The sequence below is a fragment of the Acrocarpospora catenulata genome (genome assembly GCF_018476525.1).
GTDB classification, from domain to species: Bacteria; Actinomycetota; Actinomycetes; order Streptosporangiales; family Streptosporangiaceae; genus Acrocarpospora; species Acrocarpospora catenulata.
The window spans coordinates 41014-55251 of record NZ_JAHCST010000047.1 but is presented as its reverse complement, the minus strand read 5'-3'; the positions used below and the strand labels follow the sequence as shown (position 1 = coordinate 55251).

13 protein-coding genes are annotated in these 14238 nt (G+C 71.2%); all 13 read right to left on the bottom strand.

The annotated features are described in order from the left end of the window. Positions 1-8 precede the first annotated feature (8 nt). Positions 9-722, bottom strand: coding sequence for a GntR family transcriptional regulator (locus KIP79_RS33650; protein WP_214108997.1), 714 nt, complete (start codon positions 720-722; stop codon positions 9-11). Between the two features lie 42 nt (positions 723-764). Further along, a complete protein-coding gene (locus KIP79_RS33645) occupies positions 765-2729 on the bottom strand; it encodes an ATP-binding protein (protein WP_214108996.1) in 1965 nt (654 codons plus the stop codon). 179 nt (positions 2730-2908) lie between these two features. Beyond that, on the bottom strand, positions 2909-5461 hold the full coding sequence (locus tag KIP79_RS33640) for a phenylalanine--tRNA ligase subunit beta (protein WP_214108995.1): 2553 nt from the start codon (positions 5459-5461) through the stop codon (positions 2909-2911). Next, on the bottom strand, positions 5461-6558 hold the full coding sequence (gene pheS, locus KIP79_RS33635) for a phenylalanine--tRNA ligase subunit alpha (RefSeq protein WP_250214252.1): 1098 nt from the start codon (positions 6556-6558) through the stop codon (positions 5461-5463). Before pheS ends, KIP79_RS33640 begins: the two co-directional genes overlap by 1 nt. 90 nt (positions 6559-6648) lie before the next feature. Further along, a complete protein-coding gene (locus tag KIP79_RS33630; protein ID WP_372453731.1) occupies positions 6649-7758 on the bottom strand; it encodes a sensor histidine kinase in 1110 nt (369 codons plus the stop codon). A 95-nt stretch (positions 7759-7853) separates the two neighbouring features. Beyond that, positions 7854-8651 carry a TrmH family RNA methyltransferase gene (locus tag KIP79_RS33625; RefSeq protein ID WP_214108993.1) on the bottom strand — a complete coding sequence of 266 codons (798 nt, stop codon included), beginning with the start codon at positions 8649-8651 and terminating at the stop codon, positions 7854-7856. A gap of 75 nt (positions 8652-8726) precedes the next feature. Then, positions 8727-9107, bottom strand: a complete 381-nt coding sequence (rplT, locus tag KIP79_RS33620) for a 50S ribosomal protein L20 (protein WP_214108992.1) — start codon at positions 9105-9107, stop codon at positions 8727-8729. 21 nt (positions 9108-9128) lie between these two features. Next, complete coding sequence (gene rpmI, locus KIP79_RS33615; protein ID WP_214108991.1) at positions 9129-9323, bottom strand: 50S ribosomal protein L35; 195 nt, start codon at positions 9321-9323, stop codon at positions 9129-9131. A 134-nt stretch (positions 9324-9457) separates the two neighbouring features. Further along, complete coding sequence (infC, locus tag KIP79_RS33610; RefSeq protein ID WP_308170035.1) at positions 9458-10141, bottom strand: translation initiation factor IF-3; 684 nt, start codon at positions 10139-10141, stop codon at positions 9458-9460. A gap of 325 nt (positions 10142-10466) precedes the next feature. After that, a complete protein-coding gene (locus KIP79_RS33605) occupies positions 10467-11288 on the bottom strand; it encodes a shikimate dehydrogenase (protein ID WP_214108990.1) in 822 nt (273 codons plus the stop codon). Positions 11289-11313: 25 nt separating this feature from the next. Further along, the gene (gene mltG / locus KIP79_RS33600; protein WP_250214250.1) at positions 11314-12462 is read right to left on the bottom strand and encodes an endolytic transglycosylase MltG; all 1149 of its coding nucleotides are present in this window, start codon (positions 12460-12462) and stop codon (positions 11314-11316) included. A 144-nt stretch (positions 12463-12606) separates the two neighbouring features. Then, positions 12607-13752 (bottom strand): endolytic transglycosylase MltG, encoded by a 1146-nt coding sequence (gene mltG / locus KIP79_RS33595; RefSeq protein ID WP_308170034.1) that lies wholly within the window; start codon positions 13750-13752, stop codon positions 12607-12609. Beyond that, entirely contained in the window at positions 13749-14237 is a 489-nt protein-coding gene (ruvX, locus tag KIP79_RS33590) for a Holliday junction resolvase RuvX (RefSeq protein WP_214108988.1), read from the bottom strand. Before ruvX ends, mltG (KIP79_RS33595) begins: the two co-directional genes overlap by 4 nt. Position 14238: the final 1 nt, after the last annotated feature.

Here is a 14238-nt window from a genome sequence, read left to right as displayed (position 1 = left end):
CCTCTTCCTCATCCCCCATATCTGTCGAATGACTCCCTGCCGGCATCGTCGCCGTCGCCGTCCGTGAGCGCGGCATCGAGGAGCTGGGCCAGCGTCGCCCAGTTGGCACGGGTGGCGGCGACCGCCCCGTCGACGTCCCCCGCCTCGCACAGCGCGATGATGCGGTCGTGCTGGGCGACCGAACTGCGCCCGCTCAACGAGGCGAACCGCAGCCGCTCCAGTCGCCGCAGCAACGGGGTGAACTGCTCCAGCACGGCATGCACCGCGGAGTTGGCGCAGGCCGTGACCACGACACCGTGGAACTCGTCGTCCGCGGCGAGCGCCGCATCGACGTCATTCGCGCGTAGCGCCTCGGCGAAGCGGGCGTTGGCAGCGCGCATGGCATCGAGTTCGGCCACCGACAGGTTGGGCAGCGCCTCCCGTACGGCCAACTCGTGCATCGCCGACGTCACCGAGTGCGCGGACCGTGCCGCCCGCACGTCCAACGGGCTGACGATCGTGTAGCGGCCCGGCTTGGTCTGCACGAGACCGGCTTCCTCAAGCCGTGCCAGCGCTTCACGCACCGGCGTACGGCTGACGCCCAGCCACTGCGCCAGGTCTCCGTCGTTCAACCGCTCACCGGGCGCGAGCGTGCCATCCACGATCGCGTCCCTGATGGCCCGGTAGGCGTCCTCCCGCAACAAGGACCTCCGCACCGCCGCCACTCTGCTCGGAATCGGCATGCGATATATCGCACATTGCATGCCGCTACCCTGTCAAGCGATTCAATCGAGATGATCGAGGAGGGCGTGTGTCACGGCCTCCTCCAGCGAAAGCGAAAGAGAAGGCTGCGGGGGTTCTCCGGAGGCGGCGTGTTTCTCACGTGCCTGGGTGGCGATCGTGGCCAGCACCGGGGTGCGTAGCGTATGGGGATCGGAGGTGCCCCAGATGGAGGCGGCGGTGGCCAGGAGGGGTGCTCCGTAGTCGGGGTCGCCGGCGAGTACGGAGACGGCGCCGATCAGCTCGATTCCCGCGGTGAGGGCGGCCACGTCATCGAAGAGGCGGGCGGTGCGCAGGGCGGACCTGGCGTGGGTGAGGGAAGCGTGGGTGTCGCCGGACAGGTGGTGGGCCTGGGCGAGGAGGTGGTCCAGGCAGGAGCGGGTCCAGGATTCTCCGGCGCTGGCGCACAGTTCGCGGCCCTCGTGGAGCACGGTGGTGGCCCCGCTCAGGTTGCCCATCTGGAGCAGCATGGTGCCGAGGACGGCGTAGCTGGAGACGAAGCCGGGGAAGAGGTCGGAGTCCCGGCGGTATCCGGCTCGGGCCTCGCCGATCAGCTGGAGGGCCTCGCGAAGGTCGCCGCGCTGCGCCGCCACCCCGGCGGCCAGCTGGGCGGCGCTCGGCCCGGGCGCGCACTGGGCCACCCGCTCTGCGGCGGCGTCCATGTCGCCCAGTACGCTGTGCAGCCAGCCGGAGGCGAGCAACGCCTTCTCCCGGACCGCTCCAGGCGGGGCGGGCAGGGCGAGCGCGCGGTCGAGGTAGGCGGCACCCTCCCGCTGGAGGCCGCAGCACGCCCACAGGAACCACAGCGACCCCGCCAGGTCCTGCGCCTGCGTGCCGCCACGCCCGGGATCGGCCAGGCGCCACTCCAGCGCGGCCCCGAACTCGGCGGCCTCGGCCCGGATGCGCCGGTACCAGGCGACCTGATCCTCCTGCCAGGCCACCTCAGCCTGCCGCGCCAGCCCCAGGAAGTGCCGGAAATGCCGTTCCCGTACGGCTGCCGCCTTGCCGAGCCGTGCCAGCGACTCGCCCCCGAACACCCGCAGCGACCCGACCAACCGGAATCGCACCCCGAGCAGCCCGTCCATCCGGAGCAGCACCGACTTGTCCACCAGCCCCGCGACGGCGGTGAGCACCTCGTCCGCGTCCAGCGGCGGGCCCCCGCACACTTCTCGGACGGCATCCAGGTCGAAACATCCGGCGAACGCCGAGGCCCGGGCCCAGAGCAGCTGTTCGGCCGGGGTGCAGAGCCGGTGGGCGGCGTCGATGGCGGCCCGCAGCGATCGGCCCCTGGCGGGATCGGTGAGCGAGTCCAGGCAGCCGGGGTCGACCAGGGTCCCGCGCCGCAACGCCGCCGCGAGCAGTTCCACGGTGAGCGGCAGGCCGTCGAAGCGCGCCGACTCGGCCGCCAACACCTCCGCGGAGGCCGCGTCCCCGGCAAGCCGGGTCAGCAGCGCCAGCCGGTCGGGGACGGTCAGCTCGCCGAGCACCATCACATGTTCGCCGGGCAGGCTCAACGACTGCCGGCTGGCGGCCAGCACCCGCAGCCCCGGGTTCGCCTGCATGAGCGCCCCCACCCAGGGCGCGACCTCATCCAGCAGCCGCTCGCAGCCGTCCACCACCAGCAGACCGGCGACCACCTCGGGCAACCCGCCCACGGACTGCTGCAGGTCGGATGCCCGCACCAGATCACCCGCCGAGTCCAGGTCAGCCATCCGCGACAGCCCAGCCGCCCAAGGCAGCTCGGCCACTTGCGACAGCTCAGCCGTCTGTGGCAGCTCGGTCACCCGCGACAGGTCGCCCACTTGATCCAAGTCGACCACGGTGACCCGGCCGCCGATCAGCTCCCCGACCCGCCGGGCCAGTGCGGTCTTGCCCACGCCCGGCGGCCCGGTGACGGTCACCAGCCGGGCGCGATCAAGCGCGGCGACCACCCCCGCGACCTCGGAGTCGCGCCCGATCAGCTCGTCCATCAACTTTCGCCCCCTGGGCCGGGCGCATGAGGGGGAAAGCGCACCGGCCAGGAGGGTGATTCTCCTCCCGGCCGGGCGTTTCCGCCACCCAGGGCGAGAAGCCCGCTACTGGGCGCGCAGCTCAGCCCGGGCGAAGGGCCCGTCACTGGGCGCGCAGTCCAGAGCGCGCGAAAGACCCGCTACGCGCCGCGCAGCCGGGCCCCGGTGCGTTCGGTGGCCACCGATACCGCCGCGTCGCGGGCCGCGGTGGTCTCCTCGACGGTCAGGGTGCGGTCGGGAGCGCGGAAGCGCAGCGTGTAGGCGAGGGACTTGCGGCCTTCGCCTACCTGGGCCCCGGCGTACACGTCGAAGAGCCGGATGGACTCCAGGAGTTCGCCCGCGCCCTCCCGGAGTGCCGCCTCGACCGTCGTGACCGGGATGTCGGCGGAGACGATCAGCGCCACGTCCTGGGTGGCCACCGGGTAGCCGGAGACCGGCGGGGCCTGTGGCGGTCCGGACGGGGTCAGCCGGGAGAGTTCCAGTTCCATCGCGCAGGTGCGCGGCGGCAGCCCGTACGCCTCGATGACGCGCGGATGCAGCTCACCGGCGTGGCCGACCAGGGTGTCCCCTGCGTACAGGGCGGCGCACCGGCCGGGGTGCCAGGGTTCGTGCCGGTCCGCCTTGACGGTAAGGGCGATCCCGGCCTCCCCTGCCACGATCCGGGCGGCTTCGATGGCGTCCGCCCAGATGGCGGCCCGCCCGGGCCCCCACCAGCCGGACTTCTCGAACTGCCCGGCGAGCACGGCCGCGACCCGGACCGGCTGGGCGGGCAGCGCCGACTCGATCCAGGCCCGTTCCTCCTCGGTGGGCAGCCGGTCCACCCGCAGGATGGGCGCGGTGGCCGGAGCGTCGGGGGCGGGACGGTAGACCAGGCCGACCTCGAAGAGGGCCAGGTCGGTGAAGCCGCGGCCGACGTTGCGGACCAGGGTCTTGAGGAGCCCGGGCAGCAGCGTGGTCCGCATCAGCGGTTCGTCCTCGCTGAGCGGGTTGACCAGCCGGGTGGCGGCCCTGCGCGGGTCGCCCGCTGGCAACTGGAGGTTGTCCAGGTCCCGTACGCCGATGAACGGGTAGGCCAGCACCTCGACGTACCCGGACACGGCCAGCGCCCGCCCGGCCCGGCGGCGCAGCCGCTGGGTCTCGGTGAGACCGGCCCCGGCGGGGGCGGCGGGCAGCACCGAGGGCAGGTTGCCGTAGCCCTCCAGCCGGATGACCTCCTCGGCGAGGTCGTTGGGGTCGGTCAGGTCGGGCCGCCAGGACGGCGGGTAGACGGTGATCATGTCGTCGCCGCGCACGGTCAGCTTCTCGGCCAGGTCGTCACTGGACACCACACCGGTGGCGGCCACACCACGCGGCCCGCCGCTCACCGCGACCTCGCCGTCCACGACCCGGCAGCCGACCTGCTCCAGCCGCCTGATCACGGTCTCCCGCGGGTACGGCACGCCCGCCACCGCGCTCGGATGCCCGGACGGGATGGCGATGGCCACCGGCGCGACGTCCACCGAGGCGTGCGTGACGCCGGGCTCGGCGGTGCCGCCGCCCAGCGAGACCAGCAGCTCCACCGCGCGCCAGGAGGCGGCCAGCGGCAGTTCCCGGTCCACCCCGCGTTCGAAGCGCTTGGACGCCTCGCTGACCAGGTTGTGGCGGCGGGACTCGCGGGCGATGCCGGTGGCGGAGAAGTGCGCCGCCTCGATGAGGATGTCGGCGGAGTTCGCCGAGATCTCGGTGGCCAGGCCGCCCATGGTCCCGGCCATGGAGATCGGGCCGGAGTCGTCGGTGATGAGGATGTCCTCCGGGTGCAGCTCGCGCACCACGTGGTCGAGGGTCTCCAGGGTCTCCCCCGGCTCGGCCCGGCGGACCACGATCTCCCCCTGCAGGGTGGCCCGGTCGAAGGCGTGCAGGGGCTGGCCGAGCTCCAGCATCACGTAGTTGGTGACGTCCACGGCCAGCGAGACCGGGCGCATGCCGGCCCGGGCGAGCCGTACCCGCATCCAGAGCGGGGATTCGGCGGCGGGGTCGAAGCCGGAGACGGCGCGCAGCACGAAGCGGTCGCAGGCGGTCGGGTCGGCGATCGAGGCCGGGTGCGAAGGACCGCCGGAGACCGGGTAGTCGATCGCGGCCGGGTCGTGGAAGGCCACCCCGAAGGCGGTGGCGGCCTCGCGGGCCACGCCGCGGATGGACAGCGCGTAGCCGCAGTCGGGGGTGATCTCCAGCTCCAGCACCTCGTCGCGCAGGCCGAGCAGCTCGACCACGTCGGCGCCGATCGGGGTGTCCTGCGGCAGCACCAGGATGCCGGGTGAGGAGTCGGCGATGCCGAGTTCGGCCTCCGAGCAGATCATGCCGTCGGACAGGCGGCCGTAGGTCTTCCTGGAGGCGATCTCGAAGCCGCCGGGCAGGACCGCGCCGGGCAGCGCCACCGGGACCACGGCGCCGGGCTCGAAGTTGGTGGCGCCGCAGACGATCTCGCGGGGCATCGCCTCGCCGACCTCGACCTTGCAGTGCCGGATCGGCTTCTTGAAGCCGGCCAGTTCCTCGATCTCCAGCACCCGGCCGACCACCACGTTCTTGAGGTCGTGGCCGTGCGAGGTGATGGCCTCCAGCTTGAGGCCGGCTTCGGTGAGCCGGTCGGCCACCTCGTGCGCGGTGACGGCGGGGAGATCGGCGAACTCCCGCAGCCAGGAAAGCGGGACTTTCATCAGACCTCCATTCCGAACGGCAGGGTGAAGCGGATGTCGCCCTCCACCATGTCGCGCATGTCCTCGGCGTTGTGGCGGAACATCAGGGTGCGCTCGATGCCCATCCCGAAGGCGAACCCGGAGTAGACCGACGGGTCCACACCGCAGGAGATGAGCACCCGCGGGTTGACCATGCCGCAGCCGCCCCACTCGATCCAGCCTTCGGACTTGCAGGTACGGCACGGCGGGTTGCCCGGCACGGCGGAGGCGCCCCGGCAGACGAAGCAGCGCAGGTCCATCTCCGCGGACGGCTCGGTGAACGGGAAGTAGTTGGGGCGGAACCGGGTGCTGATGCCCTCGCCGAACATCACCTCGGCGAACCGGTCCAGGGTGCCCTTCAGGTGGGCCATGGTCAGGCCCTTGTCCACGGCCAGCCCCTCCACCTGGTGGAAGACGGGGGTGTGGGTGGCGTCCAGCTCGTCGGTGCGGAACACCTTGCCGGGCGAGATCACGTACACCGGCAGGTCGCGGGCGAGCAGGGCGCGGATCTGCACCGGGGAGGTCTGGGTGCGCAGCACCTTGCCGGACTCGGTGGACTCCACGAAGAAGGTGTCGTGGTCGGAGCGGGCCGGGTGGTCGGGCGCGATGTTGAGCGCGTCGAAGTTGAACCACTCGGCTTCCAGCTCGGGGCCCTCCGCGACCTCGTAGCCCATCGCGACGAAGCAGTCGGCGACGCGCTCCTGGAGCGTGGTCAGCGGGTGGCGGGCGCCACGGGGGGCGCGGTCCCAGGGCAGGGTGACGTCGACGGTCTCCTCGATGAGGACCTTGGTGTCGCGCTCGGCCTCCAGTTCGGCCTGCCGGGCGGCCAGGGCCTCGGCCACCGCCCGGCGGGCGGCGCCGATGCGCTTGCCGGCCTCGGCCCGGGCGGCCGGCGGCAGCGCGCCGATCTCCCGGTTGGCCAGCGCGATGGGGGAACGGTCGCCGGCGTGGGCGAGCCGTACCTGCTTGAGTGCGTCGAGATCCGCCGCCGACTTGATGGCGGCGAGGGCGTCGGCCTCCGCGCGCGCCAGTTCGTCGGCGTGCAGCGGCGTCACCTCGACCGGGTCGTAATCAGACAAGTGAGGGCTCCGTATCCAGGGCTTGAGCGTGCATGAGTCTAGTGCGCGGGGAAAGCCCACCGGCGCGACCCGAACCCAGGCCCGAAAAAGTCAGGCGAAGTCTGGGGCCCCAGTGGGCACGGTAAATCGGAACTCCGCGCCGCCGCCGGGCGCGCGCTGGACGCCGATGGTGCCGCCGTGCGCCTCGACCAGGCCCTTGACGATGAACAGGCCGAGCCCGGTGCCGCCGCGGCGGCGGCCGTTGCCGCGCCAGAACTGGCGGAAGACGCGCGAGGCCAGCTCGGGTGCGACACCCTCGCCCTCGTCGCGCACGGACACGGCCACTCCCCATTCCACGGGTTCTACGACGATTGTCACTTTACCGCGCCCGTGCCGCACCGCGTTTTCCAGCAGGTTGGCCAGGATTTGATCGATCTTGTCCTGGTCCAGCCAGGTTTCCGGGAGCGGCTCGTTGACGGTGAGCACGAACCGGTCCTCGGGTTCGCCGGCCGCGACCCGCCCGGCGATGATGCGCCGCGCCCTGGCCGGGATGTCCACCACCTGGCGGCGGATCTCCAGCCGCCCCGACTCGATCCTGGAGACGTCCAGCAGTTCGGTGATGAGCCGGGTGACCCGGTCCGCGTCGGCGTTGACGGTCTGCAGCATGACCAGCTTCTGCGCGTCGTTGAACCTCTCCCACTTGGCCAGCAGCGTGGCGGTGAAGCCCTTCACGCTGGTCAGCGGGGAGCGCAGCTCGTGGGCGACGGTGCTCACCAGGTCGGCGCGGCTGCGCTCCAGGCGGTGCCGGGCGGCGGCGTCGCGCAGCGTGACGACCACGCGGACCACCCGGCCCCCGCGCGCAGGTGACCGGACGAAGCGGGCGGCCACCAGCAGCTCGCGCCGGTCCAGCAGCAGCGGCAGCTCCACCTGGCGGCTGCGGATCGACAGCCCGCCGTAGGGATCCAGCCACTTCCACCAGTCGCGGCCCTCCGCGTCCCGCAGTGGCAGCACGTCGGTGACGTCGGCGCCGATCGCCCGCTCCCGGGGCACCCCGGTGAGCCGCTCGGCGGCCCGGTTCACCGACACCACCCGTCCGGCGTCGTCCACCGCAACCAGGCCATCGGGGAGATCATCGACAGCGATCACACTCGCCGGGTCGAAACCCCGGTCATGGGTGTTCACGCCACGCAAGAAGGCCTCCAGCCGGGAATCCGCTTCCACACCTGTTATTTGAGCCATCACGGCCGACAATAGCGGTTTTCCCAAGCCCTCTGGCAGCCTCGGCGTTCCGGGGTACAAACCTCTTCCACCAGAATTCACCCGCGCCGGTGCGCTCCGGCGGAAGCGTAGAGGCAGACGGCGGCGGCGGTGGCCAGGTTGAGGCTCTCGGCGCGGCCGTAGATCGGGACGCGGACGACCTCGTCAGCGAGGGCCAGCAGGTCGGCGGGCAGGCCCCAGGCCTCGTTGCCGAACAGCCAGGCGGTGGGGCCCGAGAGGTCCACCTCGTCCAGGGTGCGGCGGCCGGTTCCGTCCGCGGCGAACACCCGCAGGCCCCGGGTCTTCAGATCCTGTACGGCCTTGGCCACCGGCGCGCCCGTGGCCACCGGCAGGTGGAAGAGGCTGCCCGCGCTCGCCCGGACGCACTTGCCGTTGTAGGGGTCGACCGAGGCGTCGGTGAACACCACCGCGTCGGCCCCGGCGGCGTCGGCGGTGCGGAGCACGGTTCCGGCGTTGCCCGGGTCGCGCACGTGGGCCAGCACGGCCACCAGCCGGGCGTGCTCCCCCACCGCCTCCTCCAGCGGCACGTGCACGAACCGGCAGACCGCCAGCAGCCCCTGCGGGGTGACGGTCTGGGCGAGCTCGGCCATCACCTCTCCGCTGGCCCGGAAGACCGGCACCCCGGCCAGTTTGGCGGCGGTGATGATCTCGGGATGCCGCAGCTCGGCCTCGGCGGTGGCGAACAGCTCCACCGTGACCCCGTCCAGCGCCAGCGCCTCCCGTACCGCCTGCGGGCCCTCGGCCAGGAACGCGCGGTCCCGGTCCCGGAAGGCGCGCTTGGTCAGCCGCCGCGCCGCCTTCACCCGGGGCGACTTGATATTGGTGAGCTCGGACATGATCTCGACCTTAGTCCTGGACACGCCGAGGGGCCCACCGGACGGCCGGTGAGCCCCTCAGCGATTGCTCGGTAATCAGGCGACCGGCGCGTTCACGTCCGCCGGGAGCGCCTTCTTGGCGGCCTCGACCAGGGTGGCGAAGGTCGGGGCGTCGTTCACGGCGAGGTCGGCCAGGATCTTGCGGTCCACCTCGATGCCGGCCAGGCGCAGGCCCTGGATGAACCGGTTGTAGGTCATGCCGTTGGCCCGGGCCGCCGCGTTGACCCGCTGGATCCAAAGGCGCCGGAAGGTGCCCTTCTTGTCCTTGCGGTCCCGGTAGGCGTAGGTCATCGAGTGGAGCATCTGCTCCTTGGCCTTGCGGTACAACCGCGACCGCTGACCCCGGTAGCCACTCGCCCGCTCAAGGACGACCCGGCGCTTCTTCTTGGCGTTGAGCGCCCTCTTCACGCGTGCCATGTGTATCTATCTCCCCGGGGGTTACTTGGCGAGCAGCTTCTTGATCTTCTTGGCGTCGGCGTCGGAAATCACGACGTCGCTCTCAAGCCTGCGCGTACGAGTGGACGGCTTGTGCTCGAAAAGGTGCTTCCGGTTGGCCCGCCGGCGAACGATCTTGCCGGAACCGGTCACCCGGAACCGCTTCTTCGCACCACTGTGCGTCTTCATCTTCGGCATGTAGCCGTCTCTCCCTCGTTGTTCCCGTGCCGCTGCCCGGGCCTGTTTTCGACAGGCCCGAGCCACGGCATGCCTGACTCGATCGGAACCGCACGGGTTCCGCGATGGTTCTGCCGCCGCGGCCAGCGCCGCGGCTACGACTCCGGTATGGAGTCCACGGCCGAGGACACCGGGGCGTCGTCACCCGGCTCGTCGGCACGCTGGGCCTTGGCCGCCGCCCGCTCGGCCTTGGCCTCGGCCTTCTTCTTGTGCGGACCGATCACCATGATCATGTTCCGGCCGTCCTGCTTGGCCTGGGACTCGACGAAGCCCAGCTCCGTGACGTCCTCGGCGAGCCGCTGCAGGAGCCGGAAGCCCAGTTCCGGACGGGACTGCTCGCGCCCGCGGAACATGATGGTGACCTTGACCTTGTCCCCCGCCTTGAGGAAGCGCACGACGTGACCCTTCTTGGTCTCGTAGTCGTGCGGGTCGATCTTCGGCCGGAGCTTGATCTCCTTGATGATCGTATGTGCCTGGTTACGGCGTGCCTCGCGGGCCTTCATGGCCGACTCGTACTTGAACTTGCCGTAGTCCATGAGCTTGCACACGGGCGGGCGAGCGGTGGCCGCGACCTCGACCAGGTCGAGATCGGCCTCCTGGGCCAGCTTCAGCGCGTCGTGGATCGACACGATGCCGACCTGCTCGCCGTTCGGGCCGACGAGGCGAACCTCGGGCACACGAATACGATCATTGATGCGGGGCTCGGTGCTGATGGGACCTCCAAGGGACTTCCGCTTAGGTGCTCGACCGTGTGGAGAAAATGCCAAAAGACCCCACACGTCACGCAATGCGGGGCCACTGAGTCCTTAACGGTTGTTCTTCAGAACTCTGCTGTGATCCTTGACCCGTCGGCCTCTCGGCCGATCAGGTGGGAGGTTGACCTCCGCTTGCGCGTCCAGCTGGTATGCCAGACCGATCGATTGGCAACACTACCACAGTATCTATGGGCCCGCCTCCGGCAGGCCGGCCCGGCCGCTCCGCAGCCGGTGTCTTCCCTCTCTCCGGTCGCTGCGCTCCCTGCGTTCAGTCCAGACACCGGCAGCGGCCGGGCAAACCCTACATTCGACAAACGGAACGTGGAACCGGATTCATTCCCGGAGGCGGTCAGGACCCGGCGAGCGCTTGCTCCCCCGCCCGGCGCATCTCGGCGACCGGGGCCAGGTAGCTCCCGGTCATCAGTTCCACCTGCCGGGCGGCCTGGTGCAGGAGCATCGGGAAGCCGCCGACCACCTTGCGTCCCGCTGCCCGTACGGCTACCGCCAGTGGGGTGGGCCAGGGCGAGTAGACCACGTCGAAGACCGCCCGGGCCGCTGTCGCCTCGGTCGCGAGGGCGTCGGCCGCGCCGGACGGCAGTGTGGAGATCAGCAGGTCCACCTCGGCGTCGAACTTCTCGAAGCCCTGCACGGTCACCCCCACCCCGAGCCGGTCGGCCACCGCCAGGGTCTCCTCCGCCCGGGCCGGCTCCCGGACCACCAGGGTGACCTCCGCCAGGCCGAGCTGGCGCAGGGCCGCCAGGGCGGAGGCCGCGGTGGCGCCGCCGCCCAGCACGGTGGCGGTGGCCGGGCGGGTGATCCCGGCCTCGGTCAGCGCCGTCACGATCCCGTACACGTCGGTGTTGGCGCCGTGCCTGGCGCCGTCCCTGAAGAGCACCGTGTTCGCCGCGCCGACCTGGACGGCCAGGTCGTCCACGGTGTCCAGGAGCGGGAAGACCACCCGCTTCAGCGGCATGGTGAGCGACAGGCCGGCCCACTCGGGGCCGCACCCGGCCACCAGGCCGGCCAGCTCGTGCTCGGCGCACTCGATGGCGTCGTAGCGCCAGCCGGTCAGGCCGAGCGCCGCGTACGCGGTCCGGTGCAGGACCGGGGAGAGCGAATGCTTGACCGGGAAGCCGAGGACGGCCGCGCGGCAGACGCCTGTTCTGGTCATTTGTCCCAGGTTAGCTGGATGCTGGTTATTGGTTGTTGTGGTTGCGGTTGAACTCGTCGCGGAACTTCCAGAACTCGGCCTCGCTGGCGGTGAACTTGGTGATGCCCTTCTCCGGGTCGGTGGTGACGAAGTAGAGCCAGTCACCCTTGGCCGGGTGGAGCGCCGCCTCGATCGCGTGGTCGCCGGGGTTGGAGATGGGTCCGGGCGGGAGGCCGTGGAACTTGTAGGTGTTGTATTTGTTGTTGCTTCTGGTCTCGGCGTCGGTGGCCGCGATGCCGTACTTGTTGAGGCCGTACATCAACGTGCTGTCCATCTTCAGTTCCATCGGCGGGTTGAGGCCTAGGCGGTTGTAGATGACGCGGGCCACCTTGGGCATGTCCTCGGCGCTGCCGGACTCGGCCTGGACGATGCTGGCGATGATGATGATGTCCCTGGGGGTGAAGCCGATCTTCTTGGCCTGGTTCTCCAGGTCCACCTTGACGGCGGTCTCGTTGAACCTCTCCACCATGCGGCTGAGGATCGCGCCGGCCGTCATGTTGGGGTTGAGCTCGTAGGTGGCCGGGAAGGCGAAGCCCTCCAGCCTGCCGCCGGCGTACTCGGGGAGGCCGATGTCACTCTTGGCGGCCTGCTTGAAGTCGTCCACCGGGAGCCCGGTGGCGGTGGAGAGCACGGTGAAGATCTTGCTGAGCCGGTAGCCCTCGGGGATGGGCAGGCTGGAGCGCACCCGCTTCTCGGGGTCGAGCAGCGTCACCGCGGCCTCGGCGGACATCTGGCGGCGCATGGTGTAGGTCCCGGGCTGCAGCGAGGCGCCCTTGCCCGCCGCGTCCACGGCGTTGATGAACGCCCGGGTGCTGGCCACCACGCCCTCGTCCTCCAGGGTCTGGGCCACGTCGGAGGCGGAGGAGCCCTCCTTGATCTCGATGACCACCTCGCCGCTGCCCTGGCCGGTGTAGTCCTTGGGGATCATGACGCCGCGCACCCAGGTGTAGGCGAGGTACCCGCCCCCGCCCAGGATGCCGACGATCACCACCAGGGCGATGACCGAGGCCGCGGCGCCCTTGCGCCGGGTACGGCGGCGCCGCTTGCGGCTGCGGCCCTGCTGCCGCCGGCTGGGACCACGCGAGCGCCGCCGGGACGGCCCTTCGTCCTCGGCGCCACCAAGCAGTGAGTCCATGTCGAGATCGTTCATAGTGCGCAGGCCAATCTCTCGGTCCGACCTGCCTCACGTCAAGCGAGCAAGCGGAACGAGCGGGGGATACAGGCGTCGGATTGGTCGCTTGGCCCGTCCCCCGTGGTGGCGGGGGTGCGGGGAGTCGGCCTAGTCGGCCCCTAGGTATCTGTTCAGCTCTTCCCGATATTTCACGAACTCGCCTTCGCTGTCAGTGAATTTGGTGATTCTACGTCCTGGATCTGTGGTGACAAACCAGTACCAATCACCCTCGGCCGGGTGCAGCGCGGCCTTGAGCGCCTTCTCGCCGGGGCTGCCGATCGGACCCGGCGGCAGGCCCGCGTAGCGGTAGGTGTTGTACGGCGAGGCCACCTTGATGTCCTTCTCGGAGACCCGGAGCGTGCGGCGCCCCTGGACGTAGTTGACCGTGGAGTCCATCTCCAGCTTGCGGCCCTTGGCCAGCCGGTTGTAGATCACTCTAGCGATCTTCGGATAGTCCTCGTCCCGGCCGCCCTCCGCCTGGATGATGCTGGCCACGACGACCACCTCCCGGGGGGTGAGCTTAACCCCGGTGGCGGCCTGGTCCAGCCGGAGCTCCTCGGCCGTGCGGCGGAACCGGGTGACCATGGCCCGGACCAGGTCCTTGGCGGTGGTGTTCGGCTCGACCTCGTAGGTGGCGGGGAACAGGTAGCCCTCCACCCCGCCGGCGTAGGCGGGCAGGCCCAGGCCGTGCGGCGCGGCCACCACCTGCTGGAGCTGGGCCAGCGGGATGCCGGAGCCCTTGGCCAGCCGGGACAGTGCCTCCCCCGCCCACAGGCCCTCCGGCACGGCGACCCGGCGGACCACCCGGGAGCTCTCGTCCAGCAGCCGGTCCAGCGCGGCGCCGGCGGCCATGCCGCGGGCCAGCCGGTAGCGGCCGGGGCGCAGGCTGTTCTCCTTGGCGCGTTCCCTGACCGCCTTCACGAAGGAGCGCGAGGTGGCCACCACCCCGGCCTCGGCGAGCGTGTCGGCGATCTGGCCGGCGCTCTGCCCTGGCTTGATCTCGACGGTGACCGCGCCGGTCCCTGCGCCCTCGAAGTCGTCGGGCCGGATCAGCGGCAGCAGCACCGAGCGCACGCCCAGCACGGCGGCCAGGGTGCACGCGGCGGCGCAGCCGGCCAGGATCAGCCGTTTTCGGCCCCGGCGAGGGCGGCGTCTCGGCCGTTCCGGTTCGCCGTCCGTGAGCAGGAAAGCGGCCCCGTCTCCCGAATCTCCCAGGTCTCCCGAGTTTCCCGATGACGGGACGGGCGGGGTCACCTGAGGATCCCGCCGCTCGTTTCTCCACCGGGGGGCGGGTCGAGGGGATGGCCTGGTGGTTGCCCGGTGGCCTTTTCGCGGTCCAGGGCGGCCTGCAGCAGCACCACGGCCGCCGCCTGGTCGATGACGTCCCGCTGCCGCTTGGCCCGCACGCCGCTGGCGCGCAGGTCCTGCTGGGCGGTGACGGTGGTCAGGCGCTCGTCGTACAGGCGGATCGGCAGCGGGGCGACCCGGGCGGCGAGCTTGGCCGCGAACGCGCGGGCCGCCTCGGCGGCGTGCGACTCGCGGCCGGAGAGCGAGGCCGGCAGGCCGACCACGATCTCGATCGCCTCGTGCTCGGCGGCCAGCGCGGCGATGCGATCCAGATCGCCCTTGCCGCGCCGCACCGTCTCCACCGGCGTGGCCAGCAGCCCCGAAGGGTCACTGCGGGCCACGCCGACGCGGACCGAGCCGACGTCCACGCCCAGGCGGACGCCGCGTCTCATC

Bases quoted from the DNA above. Each gene is read 5' to 3' on its own strand.
- KIP79_RS33650 (WP_214108997.1), bottom strand. From the start codon at position 722: ATGCCGATTCCGAGCAGAGTGGCGGCGGTGCGGAGGTCCTTGTTGCGG.
- KIP79_RS33645 (WP_214108996.1), bottom strand. From the start codon at position 2,729: ATGGACGAGCTGATCGGGCGCGACTCCGAGGTCGCGGGGGTGGTCGCC.
- KIP79_RS33640 (WP_214108995.1), bottom strand. From the start codon at position 5,461: ATGAAAGTCCCGCTTTCCTGGCTGCGGGAGTTCGCCGATCTCCCCGCC.
- KIP79_RS33625 (WP_214108993.1), bottom strand. From the start codon at position 8,651: ATGTCCGAGCTCACCAATATCAAGTCGCCCCGGGTGAAGGCGGCGCGG.
- rplT (WP_214108992.1), bottom strand. From the start codon at position 9,107: ATGGCACGCGTGAAGAGGGCGCTCAACGCCAAGAAGAAGCGCCGGGTC.
- rpmI (WP_214108991.1), bottom strand. From the start codon at position 9,323: ATGCCGAAGATGAAGACGCACAGTGGTGCGAAGAAGCGGTTCCGGGTG.
- KIP79_RS33605 (WP_214108990.1), bottom strand. From the start codon at position 11,288: ATGACCAGAACAGGCGTCTGCCGCGCGGCCGTCCTCGGCTTCCCGGTC.
- mltG (WP_250214250.1), bottom strand. From the start codon at position 12,462: ATGGACTCACTGCTTGGTGGCGCCGAGGACGAAGGGCCGTCCCGGCGG.
- ruvX (WP_214108988.1), bottom strand. From the start codon at position 14,237: ATGAGACGCGGCGTCCGCCTGGGCGTGGACGTCGGCTCGGTCCGCGTC.